Annotated in this window: 18 protein-coding genes and 1 pseudogene; 7 read left to right on the forward strand and 12 right to left on the reverse strand. The window is 43.3% G+C overall.

What is annotated here, in order from left to right; all coding sequences use genetic code 11:
- Positions 1 to 299 precede the first annotated feature (299 nt).
- The 6 genes from R8N49_RS19825 to R8N49_RS19850 form a co-directional block, all read right to left on the reverse strand.
- A complete protein-coding gene (locus tag R8N49_RS19825) occupies positions 300 to 800 on the reverse strand; it encodes a YfbU family protein (protein ID WP_005378446.1) in 501 nt (166 codons plus the stop codon).
- A gap of 136 nt (positions 801 to 936) precedes the next feature.
- The gene (locus R8N49_RS19830; RefSeq protein ID WP_054575461.1) at positions 937 to 1,602 is read right to left on the reverse strand and encodes an energy-coupling factor ABC transporter permease; all 666 of its coding nucleotides are present in this window, start codon (positions 1,600 to 1,602) and stop codon (positions 937 to 939) included.
- 154 nt (positions 1,603 to 1,756) lie between these two features.
- Positions 1,757 to 2,497: a pyruvate formate lyase 1-activating protein gene (gene pflA, locus R8N49_RS19835; protein WP_005378444.1), complete on the reverse strand. Its 741-nt coding sequence runs from the start codon at positions 2,495 to 2,497 to the stop codon at positions 1,757 to 1,759.
- Positions 2,498 to 2,708: 211 nt separating this feature from the next.
- Positions 2,709 to 3,686, reverse strand: a complete 978-nt coding sequence (locus tag R8N49_RS19840) for a lipid A deacylase LpxR family protein (RefSeq protein ID WP_053303245.1) — start codon at positions 3,684 to 3,686, stop codon at positions 2,709 to 2,711.
- Positions 3,687 to 3,839: 153 nt separating this feature from the next.
- Positions 3,840 to 6,116, reverse strand: a complete 2,277-nt coding sequence (gene pflB, locus R8N49_RS19845) for a formate C-acetyltransferase (protein ID WP_005378442.1) — start codon at positions 6,114 to 6,116, stop codon at positions 3,840 to 3,842.
- Positions 6,117 to 6,419: 303 nt separating this feature from the next.
- The gene (locus R8N49_RS19850) at positions 6,420 to 7,967 is read right to left on the reverse strand and encodes a DUF3360 family protein (RefSeq protein WP_005378441.1); all 1,548 of its coding nucleotides are present in this window, start codon (positions 7,965 to 7,967) and stop codon (positions 6,420 to 6,422) included.
- A 453-nt stretch (positions 7,968 to 8,420) separates the two neighbouring features.
- Here R8N49_RS19850 and R8N49_RS19855 point away from each other — a divergent pair, with 453 nt between their 5' ends.
- From R8N49_RS19855 to R8N49_RS19880, 6 genes are all read left to right on the forward strand, one after another.
- A complete protein-coding gene (locus R8N49_RS19855; RefSeq protein WP_017820023.1) occupies positions 8,421 to 9,896 on the forward strand; it encodes a hypothetical protein in 1,476 nt (491 codons plus the stop codon).
- A 264-nt stretch (positions 9,897 to 10,160) separates the two neighbouring features.
- Complete coding sequence (locus R8N49_RS19860) at positions 10,161 to 10,931, forward strand: ABC transporter ATP-binding protein (RefSeq protein WP_005378438.1); 771 nt, start codon at positions 10,161 to 10,163, stop codon at positions 10,929 to 10,931.
- An 83-nt stretch (positions 10,932 to 11,014) separates the two neighbouring features.
- Positions 11,015 to 11,785: an ABC transporter substrate-binding protein gene (locus R8N49_RS19865; RefSeq protein WP_005378437.1), complete on the forward strand. Its 771-nt coding sequence runs from the start codon at positions 11,015 to 11,017 to the stop codon at positions 11,783 to 11,785.
- An 81-nt stretch (positions 11,786 to 11,866) separates the two neighbouring features.
- The gene (locus tag R8N49_RS19870; protein WP_005378436.1) at positions 11,867 to 12,607 is read left to right on the forward strand and encodes an ABC transporter permease; all 741 of its coding nucleotides are present in this window, start codon (positions 11,867 to 11,869) and stop codon (positions 12,605 to 12,607) included.
- 3 nt (positions 12,608 to 12,610) lie between these two features.
- Positions 12,611 to 13,288: an ABC transporter permease gene (locus tag R8N49_RS19875; protein WP_005378435.1), complete on the forward strand. Its 678-nt coding sequence runs from the start codon at positions 12,611 to 12,613 to the stop codon at positions 13,286 to 13,288.
- 154 nt (positions 13,289 to 13,442) lie between these two features.
- Positions 13,443 to 16,166: an ImpA family metalloprotease gene (locus R8N49_RS19880; RefSeq protein WP_186584395.1), complete on the forward strand. Its 2,724-nt coding sequence runs from the start codon at positions 13,443 to 13,445 to the stop codon at positions 16,164 to 16,166.
- Between the two features lie 92 nt (positions 16,167 to 16,258).
- Here the strand turns inward: R8N49_RS19880 and xthA are convergent, their stop codons facing one another.
- The 5 genes from xthA to dinG all read right to left on the reverse strand — a co-directional run bounded on the left by xthA (position 16,259) and on the right by dinG (position 20,742).
- Complete coding sequence (gene xthA / locus R8N49_RS19885; protein WP_005378433.1) at positions 16,259 to 17,065, reverse strand: exodeoxyribonuclease III; 807 nt, start codon at positions 17,063 to 17,065, stop codon at positions 16,259 to 16,261.
- A 95-nt stretch (positions 17,066 to 17,160) separates the two neighbouring features.
- Entirely contained in the window at positions 17,161 to 17,325 is a 165-nt protein-coding gene (gene rsmS / locus R8N49_RS19890; RefSeq protein ID WP_005378432.1) for a pleiotropic regulatory protein RsmS, read from the reverse strand.
- The gene (locus R8N49_RS19895) at positions 17,325 to 17,870 is read right to left on the reverse strand and encodes a primosomal replication protein (protein WP_033905048.1); all 546 of its coding nucleotides are present in this window, start codon (positions 17,868 to 17,870) and stop codon (positions 17,325 to 17,327) included. Before R8N49_RS19895 ends, rsmS begins: the two co-directional genes overlap by 1 nt.
- Complete coding sequence (locus R8N49_RS19900) at positions 17,867 to 18,652, reverse strand: sulfite exporter TauE/SafE family protein (RefSeq protein ID WP_005387866.1); 786 nt, start codon at positions 18,650 to 18,652, stop codon at positions 17,867 to 17,869. Before R8N49_RS19900 ends, R8N49_RS19895 begins: the two co-directional genes overlap by 4 nt.
- A gap of 14 nt (positions 18,653 to 18,666) precedes the next feature.
- The gene (gene dinG, locus R8N49_RS19905) at positions 18,667 to 20,742 is read right to left on the reverse strand and encodes an ATP-dependent DNA helicase DinG (RefSeq protein WP_042522117.1); all 2,076 of its coding nucleotides are present in this window, start codon (positions 20,740 to 20,742) and stop codon (positions 18,667 to 18,669) included.
- A 515-nt stretch (positions 20,743 to 21,257) separates the two neighbouring features.
- On the opposite strand from dinG, the pseudogene R8N49_RS19910 reads away from it, so the two are divergent.
- A pseudogene (locus tag R8N49_RS19910) lies at positions 21,258 to 21,431 on the forward strand (porin); the annotation flags it as partial.
- Here the strand turns inward: R8N49_RS19910 and R8N49_RS19915 are convergent.
- Positions 21,419 to 21,719: transposase (locus R8N49_RS19915; protein WP_206937618.1), on the reverse strand; the 301-nt coding region annotated here is incomplete at its 5' end. The pseudogene R8N49_RS19910 and the gene R8N49_RS19915 overlap by 13 nt on opposite strands.

Below are 21,719 nucleotides of genomic sequence, written 5' to 3' on the forward strand. Positions count from 1 at the left end.
TTTCAATCACAGCCTTTCTCTACTTAAGCCTAGTCGGGGATTTGCAATTTTGCTTAACAATTATGAATTTATTGTAAAAGTGACATTTGAATCACTCTTTTATTAAGGACGAATTTATGTCGTGAATAGGTGCAATAGAAATCAAATATTTGGCAAAGACGGAAGAGTCTCAGTGATTCGTTGTTCTACATTGAGCAAGGCAAGTGAAAGAGGTAGGAAGAGAGCAAAGTCTTAGATAAGTTTGTGACAGGGTAAATAACAAGGAGAGCGGGCGCTCTCCTCATTCTTAGACGACCATTTTATGCGCTGAAGATTTGCGCTAGTTCGTTTTCACATAAATGATACTGACGAGGGCAGTTACGCCAAGTTTGCAGCATACGGCGGTATTTATCTAGCATCGGCATTTGGCTGTTAAAGTGATGATCTGCCTTGTCAAACTGAGGGTACAAACCTTCAGAATCGATGAGAAAACGTACGTAATGTACTTGTTGCGCTTCTGAAGCGATATCAAATCCCAAGAACTTCAAGCGACGTTGATCCACGTTGCTACGATCTTCATCGTCTAGCATGTTGTAAGACTCTTGCATCGCATGATACATCTCCATAACGTCGATGATCTCACGACACTCTGCTTCTGAGAGGCAGCCGAAATCTTTGTTCAACTCTCGCATTTGTAGTTCATAACCACGTTCAACGATCGTTTGTAAGCGTTTGTATTTGGCCGCATTACTTGGATCAAGTTGAGACATAAGGTTGTATTGGTTTGATAGAATCAAACGTTGAGCGTTTGACATTTCCATGGTGACCTCACTAGATATCTAATACATTTTTAATGTGCTTAGGTTAACGCTTAAGACATGAGTGAAACATGATCTCAACACATATTTAATACTAAAAAATGGCAAGAACTGTCACTTTTGACCAGTTTGAAAACACTTATTTATGGTAATGATTGTATATGTAGTCTCGGTCTGAAAATACTCTCAGCCACTCTGGCTTGAATACGGTTAAAACCGCCAGTGCCATACCATTTAATAGACCTTCTGGAAAGGCGAGCAACGGCACAAAAACAAAGTAGTTATGTTGAATGGTTTCCCAATCGTAGTGACCAACTGATAGGTGATAAAAAGAGTTAATGATGAGGTGCAGACTTCCTGTTATCGCGCCATTGAAAAATCCAGCAACGAAGATGAAAACAAAAATGTTTCGTGGTAAGTAGTGGTAACTCAGAAGAAACACTAAGTAACTAATGAAAATCGGAATTAGGGCAGATAGAACTAACGACGTGGGTAAGAGTAGCAAGGACACATCATGTAGTAGGTGGTTGACCAGCATTGCAGGGATACTGATTAGAAATGCCATGCGCCAACCATACATCATCGTCAGTGTTGTTAGTGCAAGAAAATGAATCTGTAATCCTTCTTTTACACCTGCTTGAGCTGTCCATAAAATACTGAAAAAGAAGAGCGTTGCAAAAACGAGGTGCTGAAATCCTTTTTCTTTTTCCAGTTTGGGCCAAACGACTTTTTTCCAATCTGGTAGGCAGTAGACTACTACTATCCAAATTGAGACAACAAGAGAGCCTAAGTTAAACAAATCCATGTTACTTCCTTCCTATGCGAACATGACGCAATCATTTCTATCGTTCTTTTTATACCTAAATGACCGCAGAGAAACTCACTGATAAGGCTTAGATATAATCAAAAAAATACCAGCAATAAGCTGGTATTTTAAAGAGGTTAGTCTTGCGGTTCACTTAGTATTTTACGTTATCGTTGTATTGAGCAAGAATGGATTGAATTTCATCCATGGTTTCTTTCGGTGGCGGGTTTACTCCTTCGAGTGGGTATTCTAAGCCTAACGCTTCCCACTTATGAGCCCCTAATTTGTGGTAAGGAAGTAACTCGACCTTTTCGATGTTATCCATGTCTTTAATAAATTCACCAAGCATGTGTGCTGCTTCTGGGTCATCTGTGTAACCAGGCACGACGACATAGCGAATCCATGTTTTCTTTCCGATTTTTTGCAAGTAACGAGCAAAGTCCAATGTGCGTCGGTTGGATACACCAATGAGATCTTGGTGCACTTCGTCTTTCATGTGTTTGATGTCAAGCATGACTAAGTCTGTTGCATCCAGTACTTCATCGATAACATCAGTGTGCTTACGAACATAACCGTTAGTATCTAGACATGTATGAATGCCTTCGGCTTTAGCAGCGCGGAAAAAATCACGTACGAATTCCGGTTGAAGCATCGCTTCGCCGCCAGAACAAGTAACGCCACCGCCTGATGCATTCATGAAGTGGCGGTAACTTTTCGCTTCGGAAATGATTTCTTCAACCGTGACTTCTTTGCCATCATGCGTGTCCCAAGTATCGCGGTTATGGCAATACTTACAGCGCATTAAACAACCTTGCAAGAAGACGATAAATCGAATACCAGGTCCGTCTACGGTACCACATGACTCAAATGAGTGAATACGACCAGCTGTTGACATCTTTTGCTCTCATTACTAGTAAATTCTAGCTGTTATTTTATTACAAAAAGCAGGGTTAAAACAGCTTTGTCGGTACTAAAGGCAAGGTTATTTGAAGAAAGAAAATAGATGGAGCCAATCTACATAAACGCTTGAACACGAGGTGGTTAATACCTACCCCGAGAACTTGCCGTGTATCTAGATTGACTTCGATGCTGGGATAATCCAGTTTTTAGAAAAAGGCGAACACGGAGAACGAGCCTGTCCCATAAACATCGGTTTGGGCTTCTTCATAATCCGGTGTTTTAATTGTAAAGGTGATGCTTGCACCGTAATTTTGGTTGTACCAAGATACCCCCGCGACGGCACTTGCTTGCCAATTTTGCAGAGTGACGTCGTATGGCGCTGATGGTTCAGGAATGCCAGGACGATCTCCTTCGATAGTCATGTCATTAAAGCGGTAACGACCTTCAAACCCGGTGAACAAGAACCAACTCGACGTGTTCTGAGCGATCATACTTGCTGAAAAAGGGCTTTCGACACTGATATTGGCGGCTCCGATGCTATTCGCTAGGTTTGTACCCCAACGAAACATGACGCCTTGAGAGACATCACTACGGAAGTTACCCGCATTGATGTCGTTAATGTTGGTGATCTCCCATTGTGTTTTTTGTTCTTCGCTGCGCATCAATTTGTTAAATACGCGGTAACCAAGGCTGAACGCAACTTTATCTTCAATCTGGTAATCCCAACCTTGAGGGTCCGTCGATCCTGTTATGCCGTGAACGATTTCTTGCGCCTTTTCTGATAGCGAACTTTCACCCGTAGCTCCTATGGTGAAATTGTACCGTACAGCTTTGTCACTCGTTAGGGAAAGGTAGTTGATTTCGGTGTGTAGGTAACCGGCATATGGGCGATCATTGATTAGTGGATAATCGGCTTCAATGTCGCTTGGAGTCCACATTTTGTGGCCAAGAACCAACTCTATTTTATCGATATTGGCGTGCTCTGAGTTAGCTAGACTCAGCCATTTCCATTGGCTTTCTTGTATCAGTTGGTCTGTCGCGTACGAAAGGAAAACACCATTCGTATAGTCTTGATCGACGCCAAAAATACCATCGTTGTCGATGGTAAAAGAAACCGTAGACTTAGTGGATGCTATTGCAACTGGAGAAAGAAGGGTAAGAATAATTAATTTACTAAATCTCATAGACTTTATTTGCTAACTTTTTTCGCATCATACGTAAGAATGCGGGCAAAAGTCTTTCGCGATATCACAACTTTCATTCAAGAAATAAAAAAAGGCTGATGCTACTTAGCATCAGCCTTTGTTGTATTACTAGAACGTTATTTCGCTATAGTCTTATAGAGACTCAGTGAATGTACGTGCGATTACGTCAGCTTGTTGCTCTGCAGTTAGAGAGTTGAAGCGAACAGCGTAACCAGATACACGGATTGTTAGCTGAGGGTATTTCTCTGGGTGCTTAACTGCGTCTTCTAGAGTTTCACGGTTAAGAACGTTCACGTTTAGGTGTTGGCCACCTTCGATACCCGCTTCGTGGTGGAAGTAACCATCCATCAGACCAGCAAGGTTAGCGCGTTGTGAACCCTCATCTTTACCTAGTGCGTTAGGTACGATAGAGAATGTGTAAGAGATACCATCTTGTGCGTCAGCAAACGGCAGTTTAGCAACTGAAGTTAGTGATGCTACAGCACCTTTCTCGTCACGACCGTGCATTGGGTTTGCACCTGGAGCAAATGGAGCACCAGCACGACGACCATCAGGCGTGTTACCAGTTTTCTTACCGTAAACCACGTTTGAAGTGATAGTAAGAATTGACTGAGTAGGGATTGCGTCACGGTAAGTCTTAAGCTTACGGATTTTGCCCATAAATACAGAAACAAGTTCACATGCAATGTCATCAACGCGTGGGTCGTTGTTACCGAATTTAGGGTAATCGCCTTCGATTTCGAAGTCGATTGCTAGACCGTCTTCGTCACGAATTGGCTTAACTTTTGCGTATTTAATTGCAGATAGTGAGTCAGCTGCAACAGATAGACCAGCAATACCACAAGCCATAGTACGTTTAACGTCACGGTCGTGTAGAGCCATTAGTGCCGCTTCGTAGCTGTACTTATCGTGCATGAAGTGGATAGCGTTTAGTGCAGTCACATATTGTTTCGCTAGCCAATCCATGAAGTGGTCCATTTTCTCCCACAGTTCATCGTAGTTAAGAACATCGCCTTCGATCTTAGGCATTTGCGGGCCAACTTGGATTTTTAGCTTCTCATCCACACCACCGTTGATGGTGTAAAGCATTGTTTTTGCAAGGTTCGCACGAGCACCGAAGAACTGCATTTGCTTACCAACAACCATTGGAGATACACAACATGCGATCGCGTAGTCGTCAGAGTTCATGTCTGGACGCATTAGGTCGTCATTTTCGTACTGAATAGAAGAAGTATCGATAGATACTTTCGCACAGAACTTCTTGAAGCCTTCAGGTAGTTGCTCAGACCAAAGAACAGTGATGTTTGGCTCTGGAGAAGGACCCATAGTGTATAGTGAGTTTAGGAAACGGAAGTTTGTACGAGTAACTAGCGTACGACCGTCAAGACCCATACCACCCATAGACTCAGTTGCCCAGATAGGGTCGCCAGAGAATAGATCATCGTACTCAGGAGTACGTAGGAAACGAACCATACGTAGTTTCATTACGAAGTGGTCGATCATTTCCTGAGCTTGTTCTTCAGTTAGCTTACCAGCCGCGATATCACGTTCGATGAAGATGTCTAGGAACGTAGAAGTACGACCTAGAGACATAGCCGCACCGTTTTGAGATTTAACAGCAGCTAGGTAACCGAAGTAAGTCCACTGAATAGCTTCTTGCGCAGTTTCAGCAGGACGAGAAATATCACAACCGTATTTTGCAGCCATTTCTTTGATTTGACCTAGAGCACGGTGTTGCTCTGCGATCTCTTCACGAAGCTGCATTGTCATTTGTAGGTCTTCGCCGTTCTCAAAACGCTCTTGTAGAGAAGAGAACTGCGCGAATTTATCCTTCATTAGGAAGTCAATACCGTATAGAGCAACACGACGGTAGTCACCGATGATACGACCACGACCGTATGCATCTGGAAGACCAGTCAGTACGCCAGATTTACGACACGCCATGATTTGAGGAGTGTAGATATCGAAAACGCCTTGGTTGTGAGTTTTACGGTATTCTGTGTAGATTTTTTTAACTTGTGGGTCTAGCTCGCGGTCGTAGGCTTTGCATGAACCTTCAACCATGCGGATACCACCGTTAGGGATGATCGCACGTTTTAGAGGAGCGTCAGTTTGAAGACCTACGATAGTTTCTAGGTCTTTTTCGATGTAGCCTGCATCGTGAGCAGTGATGGTAGAGATAACTGAAGTATCAAAATCAACAGGAGCGTGAGTCGCGTTCTCTTGTTTGATGCCTTCCATTACCTTAGCCCAAAGCTTGTTAGTCGCTTCAGTACCTTCAGAAACTAGGAAAGATTCGTCGCCTTCGTACGGAGTGTAGTTCTTCTGAATGAAATCACGAACGTTTACTTCGTTTTGCCAGTCGCCTGCAGCAAAACCTTCCCAAGCTTTAGCAAATTGCTCTGCCATGACATACCTACCTTTTTAGTAGAAAAAAATACGTACTGCTTCGCCGTTGAGCCAGCTATCCCCAGATAAAAGAGGGGAACAGTACACTCTTATGAATAACAATATTTATAGTCTTAAATTTACGTATTCGATTTACAAAACTATAAATATTGTCACTAGTTTTAACGTTTTTCTTTTTAAGCAACAGTTAGAGGTTAAACTAAAATTTTTTTGCAAACCTTAAACTAAATCAATAAATCCTCAAAAATCTCGATAAAAATGGGGTAGCGACGAGCGCTACCCACAAATTTCTGGACTGCTAGCTTATAGCCAAGCTTGGATGCCATACTGGCCTTCAAGCATACCAACTGCAAGCATAGCAACTAAACAGATAACAAGTACGCTTACTGGGATCACAATCTTGTCTACAAATGATAGGCGAGACGCGCGCTCTTTATCTCCAATTAAACCGTTGTTATCTAAAAGCATAGTTAGTGCCCAAGCTAGAACTGGGTTAACAACGGCAGAACCAAAGATACAGATACCTGCTGCTTGTGAGTCTTTCGAGTCCTTCACCATCTGCATGCCAGCTTCAAGCAGTGGTAGAGATACACCAACGAGAAGAGCAACGCGCATAACTGGAGGCCATACTGCAACGTCCATAGGAAAACCAAGGATTGCAACAATAATACATAGAGAGCCTAGTAAGATGGCGCCAGCAGGAATAGGGCGTTTCGCGATTGCAGCAGGGATCATGTAAGTCCCCCAAGATGATGTGATGTTACCACCACCCACTGCAGTACCGACCATTTGGCGAACGGAACACATTGTCATTGTGTCATCAACGTCCATCAGCACTTTCTCACTCTTACGTGGATAGTTCATCTCTTGGAAGATACGGTGACCCAAGAAGTCAGGTGACCACATTGCTACCGCAAGAATGGCGAATGGTAGAGAAGCGATGAAGTGTTCCATATTAGGAAGACCAAGCATCCAACCTTCTTCTGTTGAACCCCACCAGTAGATTGGATTTAGGTTTGGAAGGCCTGTCTCGGTTACGAATTTAATATCGAAGCCTGCGCCAAGAGCAAGTGCGATTGCAAGCCCAGTGAAGGCACAAACAGGGATCGCTAGCCAGCGTTTGTTCACTTTAGCAAGGAACGCGTATAAGCCAATGGTAACCGCAAGAACAATTAGACCGATGTAACCCATGCTACCAGCGGCAACCGTATCGGATTGCAAACCAACAGCCCAAGCTTGAATAGAGTTAATTTGGCTCATGGTTCCGGTTAAACCTAGGAAAATAAGAAGGCCACCAGCCGTACCTTCAGAGGTGAGGTTAACCAGTTTTGACCCACCTTTTAAGAGGCTCAAAATCAAACCAAACACACCAATGAGAATTGCTAATGCAAGAGGGTGAGCACCAGCAAGAGCGATGGTACCAATAAGAGGGATCATTGGGCCGTGGTTGCCTGCTAGGTTGGCTTTAGGGTTAATAAAACCAGAGGCAAGTACACAGAAAAGAAGTGCAGGGATGAGCATTTCTACACGCGCAACTTCGATAGCAAAGTCCTTGCCTAAGTTTACGTGGTCCCATGCTGCAGTAAGACCTTCAGCCCAAGACATCATTACCGCAGAGTACATTGCGATAATACCGATAGTACCAGCAAGCGCTGGAACAAGGTCTTCAAGCTCAAAGCGGAAGTCACGACCTGGCAAGTTCAAGCCAAAACGACGTGGCTTCATAATTTGTAGTTCGTGGTCTAGGTAGTCTGAACGGCTTGCGAACTCAGATGCTGGACGATGAAGCTCACGGTAGCTCTTGGTCTCGATATCTGAATCAGAGTGCGTTTTGTTAACTGCGTCTGACATAGATTCCTCATATATTTAAAAGTTATGAATTCTTCATTCAATTGTGTTAATCCGCATCCTGCGGCACGCTTATGCTAGCTATTGTTAGATTTGTTACACGTCGACACTGTGCCTAAGCATAGCTAATAACTTATTGTGTTGAGGCACAAAAAAAGCCTCATCTTTTGGCAGGAGTCTAGCAAGATAGCCATTTAGGGTGATTGATTTAGATCACTTTAAGAATGGTTGTGAAATAAAACTACAGAAAGTTTCTGGCATGCGAATGAGATGCGGAGATCTTGTGTAATTTCATTACACAAGTTGCATAAAATTAGAACTTTTTGTCCTTTTGCACGAGATGCAGATTAAATGTCAATATTCACGGTGATTATATAAAGCTGGCTTTATTCTTGCTTTGGACAGAGCAAAGACAATTTTTTGGCTAATCATTGCCGCTCAGTTTAGGAAAAAGACATGAAACAGCTTAAAGTACTGCCACTAGTGGCAATCATCTCAGGGTTAATGGTCGGTTGCGGCGGCGGTGGCGGCGGTGGCGGTGGTGCAGCGCCGAAAACTGCGTTTACTTTTGATTTTGCTATACCAGCAACAATGACTGAAAGTGAAGCAACTACGAAAGGTTGTACTGTATATGACCACAAAACTGAGCTGAACGGCGATAAAACGGTTTTAACCTACAGTGCAGCGTCAAAAGAGCAAGTGACCAACTATGTTATCGGTTACTACTCTGATGCCGATGGCAAAAGATCCGGAGACATTATCAAACCTACCACTGATAACTTTAAGTTTTATCTTGAAGATATCCCTGACGGCGGCTTTGTAACGTTTCAAGCAATAGAATTTAACGGCAAAGAAGCTCGCGTAAACACGTTTTCAAAAGAGTTCTTGCAAGATAAGAAACTACGTAATGCTACTTTTGCACTAAACCGAGACTCTTTGAACAAATGCTTTACTGGCGGTAACTTAGCAAGCAATAAGTTTACTAACTTAGATTACCGAAACGCTGAATCAGGTGGCGGAGATTACAACTTTGTCTCGCAAACCGATATTTTCACGTCTCCGAACCCTGATATGTTGCCTACTGATGAACTGATGGGGCTTAAAGGTGAACCAACGGCATTGTTTCAGTATGAATCAGGTTCAAGTGACAAAGCGCTTTACCAGTATGGTATTGGTTCGTGGGGAACTGGTGAGATAGCCTTAGTTAGAGCGGATAATACGTCAAACATTTATTCGTCTTCTGACTATACTTACGACTCGCTCAACATTGGCTTTGTTACTAACGGTTTTGCATATGACGCGTTGAAGCTGGATAAAACGGCCGTTGAATATAATCGCCCTAGTGCAACGAATAAAGAAACTTGGGTATACATGGCGTTCTCAGAGAATCAAGTTAATGGTTGGGAGTCTCTACTTAACGAAACGATCTCTGACGGATGGGATATTGACGTTGATCCGAGTGCTTACTTAAATATTGATAACCTGCCGAACACAAAACCAAGTGTATCAACGCAAGGAAGTGCAGAGTCCGTGATTGATCTGGACATGGGCTTAACATCGTCTACTGAAGGCTTTACTCGTGTCGCTTACTTTGCAACTTCAGGCGACTACAGAGTCACACATCGCATTTTCACAACAAGTGATAGTGATTCTGTTGTTGTTCCTGAATTGCATTACTACAACTTCCCAACATCGGCCGTTAACGGTTTGAAGGTTTCAGCTTCGGACGATTTTAATCGCACTGCTTTAGTAGTGAATGAAGATAGTAATATTGATTCTAAAGTTTTCATGAGCTTCTTCTCCAATGGTGAAGCGTCAGAGCCTGAACTAGATGAAGACCTAGATGGCATCATTACTTCTGAAAAAGAAGGCTTAGAAAATGAAGTGACATTACGTACTTCAAACTCGTTGGTAGTCAGTCGTTTTAATTAATTCATTGCGACCTCGAATAGGTTTCAATTAACACTTTTGTAAATTTATTAAGCCCCTTTGAAAGGGGCTTTTTTATATTTAATATTCAACTTTTGAAGAATATGTTGCTATATATTGCATATTAATTTGTTTATCGTATCTTTCTATTCGAATTATTTAGGTTAATAATTTGTTGCAAGTTTCAAGGGGCGGTGCTAATTTGTTCCGAATTAGAGAGGGCGGAGTCCCTTAATTGCAGTGACAAAAACACAGGGAGTAGGGCGCATGAATGATGTACCAGCGCTAGATATAAAAGACCTGCACAAAACATTTGGACAAAATGAAGTTTTAAAAGGCATTTCACTTGCCGCGCACAAAGGAGATGTTATCTCCATCATTGGCTCTTCCGGCTCAGGTAAGAGTACCTTTCTCAGATGTATCAACTTGCTAGAAACGCCTACCGCGGGCGAAATTTGGGTAAATGGTGAATTAATCCAAATGAAGAACAACAGAGCAGGTGAATCTGTTCCTGCTAATGAAAAGCAAGTCCAACGTATTCGCTCACGCCTGGCAATGGTTTTCCAAGGTTTCAACCTCTGGTCTCACCTAACCGTACTAGAAAACGTGATTGAGGCGCCTGTTCATGTCCTAGGCGTGCCAAAAGCTCAAGCGATTGAAAACGCAGAAGTCTTGCTTAAGAAAGTAGGCTTGTATGAGCGTAAAGATTATTACCCTGGGCACTTATCTGGCGGCCAGCAGCAACGTGCCGCTATTGCCCGTGCGCTAGCAGTTGACCCAGAGGTGATGTTGTTTGACGAGCCAACTTCTGCGCTTGACCCAGAACTTGTAGGAGAAGTTCTGGGGGTAATGAGAGATTTGGCAGATGAAGGGCGAACTATGCTGGTGGTCACGCACGAAATGGCGTTTGCGCGTGACGTATCAAACCATGTGATGTTTTTACATCAAGGCTTAGTGGAAGAACAGGGAAATCCAGCTAAGCTATTTACAAACCCGGATTCAGAACGATTACAGCAGTTTATCTCATCCATTTACTAATATTTGTTAGGCGGCAGACTATTGCCTCCTAAGCCAACACAACAAACAAAACGAAATAAAATAGCAATCACAGGAGTATGGAAATGAAAAAGTGGTTATTAGCAGCAACGATTGCTGCAACGGCAGTATCAGGTGTTGCCCAAGCGAAAGAATGGAAAACAGTTCGCTTTGGTATCGAAGGTGCTTACCCTCCGTTTAGCTGGACAGAAACTGATGGCTCAATAAAAGGCTTTGACGTAGACATGGCAAATGCACTCTGTGAAGAGATGCAAGTGAAGTGCAAAATCGTCGCTCAAGATTGGGATGGTATTATTCCTTCTCTGCTTGCACGTAAGTACGATGCCATCATCGCAGCAATGTCTATCACTGAAGAGCGCAAGAAAAAAGTCGATTTCACTGGCAAGTACGCACAAATTCCAAATAAATTTATCGCTAAGAAAGGTGCTGGTCTAGATTTTGATAATCTTAAAGATGTCAAAATTGGCGTGCAACGTGCGACGACACATGACAAGTACTTAACTGACAACTACGGCGATGATGTTGAAATTGTGCGTTATGGCTCTTTTGATGAAGCGTATCTTGATCTAGAAAATGGTCGAATTGCTGCCGTTTTAGGTGATGCGTCTGCTCTAGAAGAGGGTGTGATCAACAAAGCAGGTGGCGAAGCTTATGAGTTTGTTGGACCATCGTTAACCGATCCAAAATGGTTTGGCGAAGGTATGGGTATCGCTGTTCGTAAACAAGACAAAGATCTGACGAAGAAACTCGACGCAGCAATTATTTCACTACGTGAGAAAGGTGTTTACCAAGAAATTGCTGGTAAATACTTTAACTACGATGTGTACGGTGAATAAACCGTAATTAAGCGACCGTTGGCTTGTTCCTAGAAGTAGTCAACGGTCGATTTTTTGAGTTTAGGGATTAGGAACTCACCTATGCTAGATTTACAAGGATACGAAGCTTCGATTTTGAAGGGAGCTTTAGTAACAATAGAAGTTGCAGTGCTTTCACTCATTCTCGCCATGGTCTTAGGCATGCTTGGCGCATTAGCTAAGTTAGCACCTTACAAATGGGCAAGGGCGATTGCCACTCTTTACACCACCGTTATTCGCGGCATTCCAGATTTGGTTCTGATGATGCTAATTTTCTTTGGTGGACAAATACTTTTAAATAACAGCCTTTACTCCATCAACGAAACGCTCAACGAGTGGTTTGCCTCGAGTGATCCAAACCATGAATGGACGTCTTACTTACCTGATTATATTGATGTCAGCCCATTTATAGCTGGTGTACTCACGATTGGTTTTATCTTTGGCGCCTACATGGCGGAGACTTTTCGTGGAGCGATCATGGCGGTGGACAAGGGTGAATTAGAAGCGGCGAAAGCTTATGGGATGAGTTCTGCTTTATCGTTTAGAAGAATCTTACTTCCTCAGATGATTCGTCATGCATTACCTGGATTTGGTAATAACTGGTTAGTGTTACTTAAGACCACAGCGTTAGTTTCCATTATTGGTCTGGATGACATGGTGAGAATGAGCTCATTGGCAGCAGGTACAACGAAAATGCCGTTCACCTTTTACATGGCTGTCGCGCTCATCTTTCTATTTTTTACCAGCGTTTCGACCGGGCTACTCAAGCTTGTTGAGCGTAAGTTCAGTATTCATGCGAGGTAAGTTATGGACTTTTCTTTGATTATTGAAAGCTTTCCAACTTATCTTCAGGGACTTTGGACAACAGTTTGGTTAGTGGGATTAGCGTTGGTTATTGGCTTGTGTGTCTCTATCCCATTAGCCGTGGCACGCAATAGTACCAATTACGCTCTAAGCTTACCTTCTTGGGGATTCATTTACTTTTTCCGTGGAACGCCGCTATTGGTTCAGCTGTATTTGATTTACTACGGCATGGATCAGTTTTTCCCTGTGAAAGATACCTTGTGGGAGAACGCTTGGTTCTGTGCTTTGGTCGCTTTTATTCTGAATACATCGGCTTACACCGCAGAAATTATTCGTGGTGCGATTAATGGTTTGCCGAAAGGTGAGGTGGAAGCTGCGAAAGCCTATGGCATGAGTAAGTTTATGACATACAGACGTATTATCTTGCCGAGTGCATTGCGTCGAGCATTACCAGCTTATTCCAACGAGGTCATATTTATGCTGCACGGAAGTGCAGTCGCGGGCATCGTTACCATCATGGATTTAACTGGTGCTGCGCGTCTAGTTAACTCGCGCTACTATGCACCATTTGAGTCTTTCCTGACGGCGGGGCTGTTCTACATGGCACTGACGTTTATGATTTTGTGGTGTTTCAAAGTGGCAGAGAAGCGTTTCTTAGCTTATCTGCGTCCTTTAAGCTAATTATCAATAGAGGCAATAGCACCGGAGTGGGTGCTATTGCTTTTGATAATTTTGTTATCTTCATTCCTATTTTTCCAGCCGATGTAAAAGACTATTTCTTATTATTCATTAACTTACATTAACATTCGATAAACTCATTGTTTAGTAAGTAAAAATGAAAAAAACAATTCTATCGTTGGGCATTGCCGCCTTAGCCACAGGATGTGGTGGGGGAGAGGGAGAATCACAACCTAATGCTCAAGTAAAACCAACGCAAGCTCCAGTTCAACAAGCTCTGGAAACTGGTAATGCACTGCTCGTTTCTGACCCGAGCGATTTCATTCGAGAAAGTCGTCAGGTTGTAGAAGCCCACAAGATGCAGTCGAATACGATCAAATCTGCAATTGCGAAAAGCCTTTCAGGTCTTTATTGGGATCCAACCCATGATGCCGCGATCTTGGCACCTCAGTATGGCTTCAACGACACCATCTTGATGACCAATAAGGCCATGGCAAGCGGTTACAAAGATCAAGCTCTGTCAATTGGCGTTGCCGGGGAAAAGTCTAATGGTCAACGTTACGCACTATTAGGTAGTAACCCATTTAGAACGGCACAACGTTTTCCCGACTCTTCCAACGCAGCGATGACGAAATGGTTAAGTAACCTGGTCACTTGGTTGTCGGGCGGAGTTACTTCAAACGTCGTCATCGCGCAAATGGATCAGTCTTATTACTTTCCGGATGAGCAAGCGACTCGGAATTGGCTGAAAGACAATGTTTCACAAGAGTTGGCGTTTAACGAGGCCAACCTATGCGATGGTTCGAAGCTACTTAGCTGCTTGCAAACCAATACTCCAAACTTATTGATCTTGTCACAGCATCTGCAATCTGGAGATACCAACAAACCAGTACTCGAAGCTTTGGAATACGCTGAGCAAGTCCAAATTCCTGTTCTATACCTGCATTGGGATGGAGGACTAACTGATCTTGGCCAAGACATTTTGGAAAAATTCCATGTTGATTATGTGGGAGATAACTATTGGCGTAAGTTAGGCTTGGTCGACTGGGAACCTTCATCGTTGATGAACGTTGTGCCGGACTCTGTCATCACACAACAAGCGCTGTTGTCTCGTTTTGAATCTCAAAATTTCAACGTTGACTTGTCAAAGTGTGATGACAAATCCTGCCCTGACACTGCGAATATGGACAGTCAATTTTATGCAGGGGCAAACAGCATTCGCCATTGGTTGCAAAAGCTTGATGAACAAAAAGTAGATTTGTTTAATCAAAACGGCTACCAATACGAAAAACTCATGGTATTGCTGGCTGATCATTATCGTCAAACGGTTGTCTTCCCGATGGACAAACAATCAACCCAAACGACCGAATTCCTAAAGTCGTACTTTGCCGATTACGTGCAATACAACAGCCGAAGCGTAAACCCAAAACAACCAAATATGGGGAACTTCAGCCGTAGTGAGTTTAGCCCTGACATAAAGAGAATCAGTGCAACGATTAATATGGAATCAAAGCGTAACTTCCGTTCGGCTGGTGTGTATGCGCTTCCTGGGGAAACCTTTACGGTTAAACGTAATGACAGCAATGATGTGGCGACTAAGATTGTCATCAACACTTTAAGAAGTGGTGCAACTCATGAGTTCAGCAAAGATGGATACACGCGACCAAAACTGCTGACTTCATTCGGCTATGAAGTAAAGCCGGGTGAAACCATCACGCTGACTTCTCCTTATGGTGGTCCAGTACAGGTTCACTTTGACAAAAATGATGTTCCGGTTGAACTGAAATTTAATCATGTGGCACAGCATCCAGTTTGGAGAAGTGAGAAGGACAACGACGCTTTTATTCAACAGTTAGAAGCCAATTTATTCGATTGGGCTGAGCTGATCACTCCTGGGTTTGAAGTACACTCAAAGCGCGACAAAATGTTGGAGTCGGTCAACGATGAAATGTGGTCTACCCCTTCGGAAATGGCGCTTGCAACAGAAGAATATGTTCACAACTACCCGCATGTGCTGGCAGGTTTCCAAGGGCCGGGCATAGATGAAGTGCCTGAAATTATTCAATACGCCCAAAACCAAGGTTGGGAAATCGCCAATATTGATATAGTGAAGCACATGAACGCTGACCAAGCGACGTGTGGTTATGGTTGTTCGGGTAACCCTTACGATGCTTACTGGTCATTCAGCCCACTCGGTCACGGTGATTTACATGAGCTTGGTCATGGTTTAGAAAAAGGTCGATTCCGATTTTCAGGCTGGGAAGGGCATTCAACGACCAATTACTACTCGTATTACAGTAAGTCTCGTTTCTTCCAGAATACGGGAAAAGTTTCAACTTGCCAAAGCTTGGATTTCAAAGGCCAGTTTGAATTATTGCAAGCTAGCCGAACTCAAGCGGATCCAAACGCATACATGGCTGCGCAAAATCAAACCAGTTGGAGTTGGGGCGCTCGTGTTTACATTCAAATGATGATGGCGGCGCAGCATGAAGGTGTGCTTAAAAATGGTTGGCATTTATTGGCGCGCTTGCACCTGATTGAACGTGAGTTTAACCGCTTAAAATCGGACGACGCGCTTTGGGATGAGAGACGATTGAGCATTGGTTTTGCCAACTACTCTCGGGAAGAAGCAAATAGCATCTCGAACAACGACTGGTTGCTTATTGCTCTGAGCTACATCTCTCAGCGAGATATGACTAGCTATCTCGATATGTGGGGGTTCTCGTTCACAGAAAAAGCGAAACAGCAGGTTGTGGCGCTGAATCTACCGCCGATGCCGCTCACTTACTTTGCAAGTAGTAATACAGGCTACTGTCTGAACGAATTTGCTCAAACACCGATAACTATTGATGGTCAAACGGTTTGGCCGCTAAATCAGTGATTAACTGGTAATTTGTATGAAAAGGGAGACTGAGTCTCCCTTTTTATTGGACTAAGCTTAGCGTTGAGTCTCGCTTATAGCTTTGCAATATATTACTTAAATGTTGACCAGATTGGTGCGTGATCTGAAGGCTTCTCGATACCACGAAGCTCATAGTCGATACCAGATTCAATACACTTTTCCGCTAGAGAAGGGGTTGCCAAAATGACATCAATTCGTAGGCCACGGTTATCATCAAAACCGCGAGAACGGTAGTCAAACCACGAAAATTGATCGTTCACCTCTGGGTATAGCTTACGGAAGGTGTCCACAAAGCCCCAGTCTAGTAAGGTTTTCAACCATTCGCGCTCTTCAGGTTGGAATGAACATTTACCTGTTTTTAGCCAACGTTTACGGTTTGGTTCGCCGATACCGATATCTGCATCAATAGGGCTGATGTTGATGTCACCCATAACAATCAATTGCTCGTCGTTATTGTGATGATCGTTTAGGTAGGTCATCAGATCTTTATAGAATTGGCGCTTGTATGGGAATTTGGTTTCGTGGCTGATGTTATCCCCTTGAGGGAAATAGCCGTTTAGCACAGTGACCTTTTCGCCGTTTTCATTTAAAAACGTTGCCATGATCATGCGCTTTTGATGTTCCTCGTTATCCGTCGGGAACCCTTTTTGTACGTGTAGAGGCTCTTGCTTACAAAGCATTGCTACGCCGTAATGTGCTTTTTGACCATGGAAATACACTTTGTAGCCCATGGCTTCGACAGCTTCAATCGGGAATGCTTCATCGTGAACTTTAATTTCCTGAAGACCAATCACATCAGGTTGGTGTTTGTCGATTAGCGCTTGGAGTTGGTGCAGTCGCGCACGTAGTCCATTGATGTTAAAGCTGATTACTTTCATTATTTATCCTTTTGGGGGCGTACTTTTTTATGAATAGTATCATTGTGTAAGAGCACTGAAAATGAGTCTCGGTGAAAGGATTGAAACGCTCTGAGCTACTTTGCTTTTAATTTGTTTTCTAAGTCGTTTTGCACGATCTTTAAAGCGTTAAGCGCAACTTCTGGATCTATCTCATTGCTCTCAAGCAAATAGATTAAATCGACAGCCAGTTTGATCTCTTCAGGTGCGTCATCTAAAGGCGAGGTTGGTTGATCAGCCATTATTGATGTTTTTCCCTATGTGTAATTTGGTTCTCTAGCTTAAGAAGTGCTGCTTCACAACGCGCTAAACGTTGCTCGGTTGCTAGTAATACTTTTTGAGCGTCGGCACGCATAAAACTCGGAGCGCTTTCGACAGCACGTTCTTTTTCTAACACCATCTCGCGCAAGCGTCTTGCCCACTCTTGGTGTTGAGCGAGTTCCTGATAAAGCACGTTGATAGGCTTGCGGAAATAGCTGCTATGTTTGATTTCATTCTTACGAATTTTAGTGGTAGAAATCTCGCGTTGAATTGCACCGATTTGCGCCACTAACCGTTCAGTGAGGTACTCAGCACGCAAAGCGGTGAGCTTACCTTCATTTTGCTCACGCACAATCGCATCCAGCGTGGCTTTTGCTTCTTTTACGCAAGGAGTAAGTAAGCGAGAGCGGCAACCAAATAAACGCTCATCAAAAAGCGGAACATGATGTTCGCCTCTTTGACGGTCAAGAACAGCGGCTTGCTTCGCCATTTGTTCTAGATTTTCCTGGAGTTGAGAAATGTTCATGACAAGCCTACAAACCATGCGTCATAAGCCAATTTAATGGCTAGTATGCTGACGACAGTAACAAATACAGGACGAATGAATTTAGAACCAAATCTAATAGCGGAGTGCGCGCCAACAAAAGCACCAGCCATTAAACATACTCCCATTGTTAAGCCTAGCACCCAGTTGATGTGTCCGAGGAATGCAAAAGTGATCAAAGAGGTAAAGTTACTGGTAAAGTTCATTGCTTTTGCTAAGCCAGAGGCGAGCAAGATATTCAGTCGGTACAGCGCCATTGAACTTACTGTCCAAAAAGCCCCAGTTCCAGGCCCTGCGAGTCCGTCGTAGAATCCTATGGATAAGCCTTGCATGTACTGTTTTTTATGAAGTTTTGGGCAAGGCTCGGGTATTGGACTTTGATGAGCAGAGTGGGGTGTTTTATGAAAAACGGTATACAACGCTGCCGCCAAAATAACAAGCGGCAATCCTTTTTCCAGCCAATCCGTACTAATCGCATCTACAAATAGCGTACCTAATGTCGCTCCGACGAGTGTTGCCACGAATGCACGCCTCCAGCATTGAGGTTTGAATAGACGTTTTTTGTAGTACGTAAATGCTGCAGTAGAAGAAGCAAAGGTAGCGGCAAGTTTATTGGTGCCTAGTGCAATATGAGGCGGCAAGCCTAGCGAAAGTAGAGCAGGTACGGTAAGCATGCCACCACCACCGGCAACTGCATCAATAAATCCTGCGACAAAAGCGACAAGCGCCAACACCAACAGCATGGTTGGCTCAATCATTTCCATAAATGGTGATTCTTCTAATATTCTATTTTACGTTTAAATGGAGGTAGTGAGTCGATTAAGGCTTGTCCGTATCGCTTAGTGACTAGGCGTCGATCAAGAATCGTTACTCTACCAGAATCTCTCTCTTTACGCAGTAAGCGACCTACGCTCTGGATCAGCTTTTTGCTTGCGTCTGGTACAGTTATTTGCATAAACGGGTTTCCTCCTTTTTTCTCAATGTATTCGGAATGAGCCTGCTCAACAGGGGACGTTGGAACGCCAAATGGAATTTTTGTAATCACCAAGTTTTCAAGTAATTCGCCAGGTAAGTCTAGCCCCTCAGAGAAACTGCCAGTACCAAATAAGACGCTGGTTTTATTTGATTCTATTAACTTTTTATGTTTTTTTAGAATTTCTTGACGTGAGCTTTCACCTTGAACTTGCAACGCCCAGCCTTTTTTTATGAACTTCAAAGAGAGTGCCTTCGCGACTTGGTTCATCTGCCAATAGGATGAGAATAATACTAAGTTGGCTTTCTTGTCTTCCAAGTACTTAGGCAATATCTCGATAAGATATTCAGTAAATTGAGGCGCTGGTGGTTCATATTTCATCGCAGGGATGAGCAATTCTGCCTGGTTTTGGTAATCGAATGGTGACGCAAGCGCTAAAAACTGAGTGCCTGATTCTGGTTTTCCATCAATACCAACCTGATGGCAAAAGTAATGGAAAGAGTTTAATGCACGCATCGTTGCGGAAACCAAAATGGCGCCAATACATCTGCTCCAAATCTGTTGGTCGAGTTGCCATCCAATTTCAAGTGGCGAAACACTCACAATGAAATCACCCTCGCGATCGGGGTGGGTTTCTAACCAGCGAGCTAAAGGCGCACCTTTTTCACGAGTTGGTTCAGCCATTAAATGCCATACTTGCGCTAGGTTTTCTAACCTTTGAATGTAGAAACCGAGCTCTGCAAGCGCTGGTTCAGCCAACCTTGTCGCAAGCTCCCCGTCTTTTACTCTTTCCGCAATAAGGTCGGCAATTTTTGCCACGCTCTGATTTGCTTTTTTACTGAACTGTTTTAGTTCTTTGGATTGGTTCTCTAGCCACTCAGGTAGTTCACCGTGTTCGAAGCGGTAGATACCCTCTTCAAATTGAGCTGGGTCGAACTGTTTGGGCAATTGAGTCAGTGCCGGTATCAAGTTCTGAACCGCGTCTTGAAGGTCGTTGCGAAATCGAGCTACGCGTTTCTCGTCTGCGAGTGATGAAAACTTACTAATCGACTGATTTAACTTCTCAAGCCATGCTGCCGCACCTTTTAAACTCGCAGATGCTGAAGCATGGTCACGAGCGACGTGAGGTAAGTGATGTGCCTCGTCGAAGACGTATATCGTATTTTCTGGCTCAGGTAAAATCACGCCGCCACCTAAATCTGCGTCTGCCATGACAAGAGAGTGGTTAGCAATGATGACATCGTTTTTATCCAACTCTGAGCGCGCTTTTTGGAATGGGCAGCCGCGGTGGCCTGGTAAACTGTTATTGCAACTGTGTTTATCACTGACAATCAGTTGCCAAAGCTTATCGTCGATGGGTTTAGGCCAAGAATCACGGTCACCGTCCCATTTACCTTGCGCAAGAGAGCGATGCATTGTTTCTAACAGCTCTATATCTTTTTGCTTAGGTTTGGTTTCAAACATGGCTAACTGGCCACCATCAGCACCGCTAGCAGTAGCGAGCTTTTCAGCGCAACAATAGCGTTGACGGCCTTTTGCCAAAATAAAAGAAAACTCTCGGTCGGTAATCCGACGAAAAAGAGGGAGGTCTTTATTTATGAGCTGCTCTTGCAGAGCGACGGTCGCCGTTGAGATAACCACTTTTCTATTGTTATGTACAGCCACGGGAATGGTCGCCATTAGATAGGAGAGCGATTTACCAATTCCAGTCCCTGCTTCTGCAACGAGTATTCGGTTAGATTTGTGATACTGACCGCACAGCGTTTTTGCAATCTCTGCAACAAGGTAGTTTTGTGCTCTTCTAGGCACAAAGTTATCAAGTTGATCTTGAAGGTTTTGATAGCTATTACGAATCGATTTTTGAATGTTACTGGTCAGCATACGGGCCTCAAATGCGTTGGAGGCGAATAGTAGCACACATCACTAGTTGTACAGTAGTTCACAAAACGGAATGCTTTTATAAGGAATGTAGATCTCCTTCACAAAAAAATATTGAACCTTATCTTAATGAAATTAATTTCATTATATGAAAAATATAAAACTCCAACTTGGTCTGATTTGTGGGTTTTTATTCTTTTTTTTGTTTTTTTAAATTTACTTATTGGATTAAAAAACCATTTGTTGATGATTTTGTAAATTACAAATAATAATGGAGATTGGTTAGATGTTCGTCGAATAAATAAAGGTAAACTTATCAAGTTATTGTTTTATAATGGTATTTTGTTTTTTTTACATTGGTATTTAGAAAATTTGACAGCCAGAATAATCTTTTGCACTCTTAGCTCCAGATTTTGAGGAGGTGCTGTATAACGTTTTGTTAACGCTCTACCTCAAACATATAAAAAAAGGGAACCGGACAAGGATATCCCGAACTAAGAAAAGGCAGTGGATTAATTATGAAAAAAACTCTATTAGCACTAGCTGTAGTTGCGTCTGCAACTTCAGTGAACGCAGCTGAAGTATTCAAATCTGAAGAAGGTTCTGTAGATTTCTACGGTCAGCTACGTCCAACTCTTCTATTCACAGAAAAAACTGATCACACAGCAGAGCTAAGAACCTATCCCAATAGGTTTTTAGTCCAGACAATGATACCACAGGCAAAATGCAGCATCGCCTCATAATTCTCGACTTTCTTCTCCCAACGAGTCAGGACACGACGGTAGCGATTCATCCAACTGTGTGTTCTCTCTACAACCCAACGGTGAGCCTTAAAATCCGTGTTTTTAATGGCTTCTGACTCATCCTTCCGTGACTGGATATGAGGTTCATAGCGACGACTTTTCAGATACGATCCCAACCATTCCGCTTCATACCCTTTGTCCATGCACAACCGGAGCCTCTTGCCCGGTCTGCCCGTC

It is taken from the genome of Vibrio sp. 1978 (assembly GCF_033344345.1).

Excerpts from the sequence above, each read along its gene's own strand:
- R8N49_RS19865 (WP_005378437.1), top strand. The coding sequence starts at position 11,015 with ATGAAAAAGTGGTTATTAGCAGCAACGATTGCTGCAACGGCAGTATCA.
- R8N49_RS19875 (WP_005378435.1), top strand. The coding sequence starts at position 12,611 with ATGGACTTTTCTTTGATTATTGAAAGCTTTCCAACTTATCTTCAGGGA.
- R8N49_RS19870 (WP_005378436.1), top strand. The coding sequence starts at position 11,867 with ATGCTAGATTTACAAGGATACGAAGCTTCGATTTTGAAGGGAGCTTTA.
- R8N49_RS19895 (WP_033905048.1), bottom strand. The coding sequence starts at position 17,870 with ATGAACATTTCTCAACTCCAGGAAAATCTAGAACAAATGGCGAAGCAA.
- R8N49_RS19855 (WP_017820023.1), top strand. The coding sequence starts at position 8,421 with ATGAAACAGCTTAAAGTACTGCCACTAGTGGCAATCATCTCAGGGTTA.
- rsmS (WP_005378432.1), bottom strand. The coding sequence starts at position 17,325 with ATGGCTGATCAACCAACCTCGCCTTTAGATGACGCACCTGAAGAGATC.
- R8N49_RS19840 (WP_053303245.1), bottom strand. The coding sequence starts at position 3,686 with ATGAGATTTAGTAAATTAATTATTCTTACCCTTCTTTCTCCAGTTGCA.
- R8N49_RS19880 (WP_186584395.1), top strand. The coding sequence starts at position 13,443 with ATGAAAAAAACAATTCTATCGTTGGGCATTGCCGCCTTAGCCACAGGA.
- R8N49_RS19825 (WP_005378446.1), bottom strand. The coding sequence starts at position 800 with ATGGAAATGTCAAACGCTCAACGTTTGATTCTATCAAACCAATACAAC.
- pflB (WP_005378442.1), bottom strand. The coding sequence starts at position 6,116 with ATGGCAGAGCAATTTGCTAAAGCTTGGGAAGGTTTTGCTGCAGGCGAC.
- R8N49_RS19860 (WP_005378438.1), top strand. The coding sequence starts at position 10,161 with ATGAATGATGTACCAGCGCTAGATATAAAAGACCTGCACAAAACATTT.
- dinG (WP_042522117.1), bottom strand. The coding sequence starts at position 20,742 with ATGCTGACCAGTAACATTCAAAAATCGATTCGTAATAGCTATCAAAAC.
- pflA (WP_005378444.1), bottom strand. The coding sequence starts at position 2,497 with ATGTCAACAGCTGGTCGTATTCACTCATTTGAGTCATGTGGTACCGTA.
- R8N49_RS19850 (WP_005378441.1), bottom strand. The coding sequence starts at position 7,967 with ATGTCAGACGCAGTTAACAAAACGCACTCTGATTCAGATATCGAGACC.
- R8N49_RS19900 (WP_005387866.1), bottom strand. The coding sequence starts at position 18,652 with ATGGAAATGATTGAGCCAACCATGCTGTTGGTGTTGGCGCTTGTCGCT.
- xthA (WP_005378433.1), bottom strand. The coding sequence starts at position 17,065 with ATGAAAGTAATCAGCTTTAACATCAATGGACTACGTGCGCGACTGCAC.
- R8N49_RS19830 (WP_054575461.1), bottom strand. The coding sequence starts at position 1,602 with ATGGATTTGTTTAACTTAGGCTCTCTTGTTGTCTCAATTTGGATAGTA.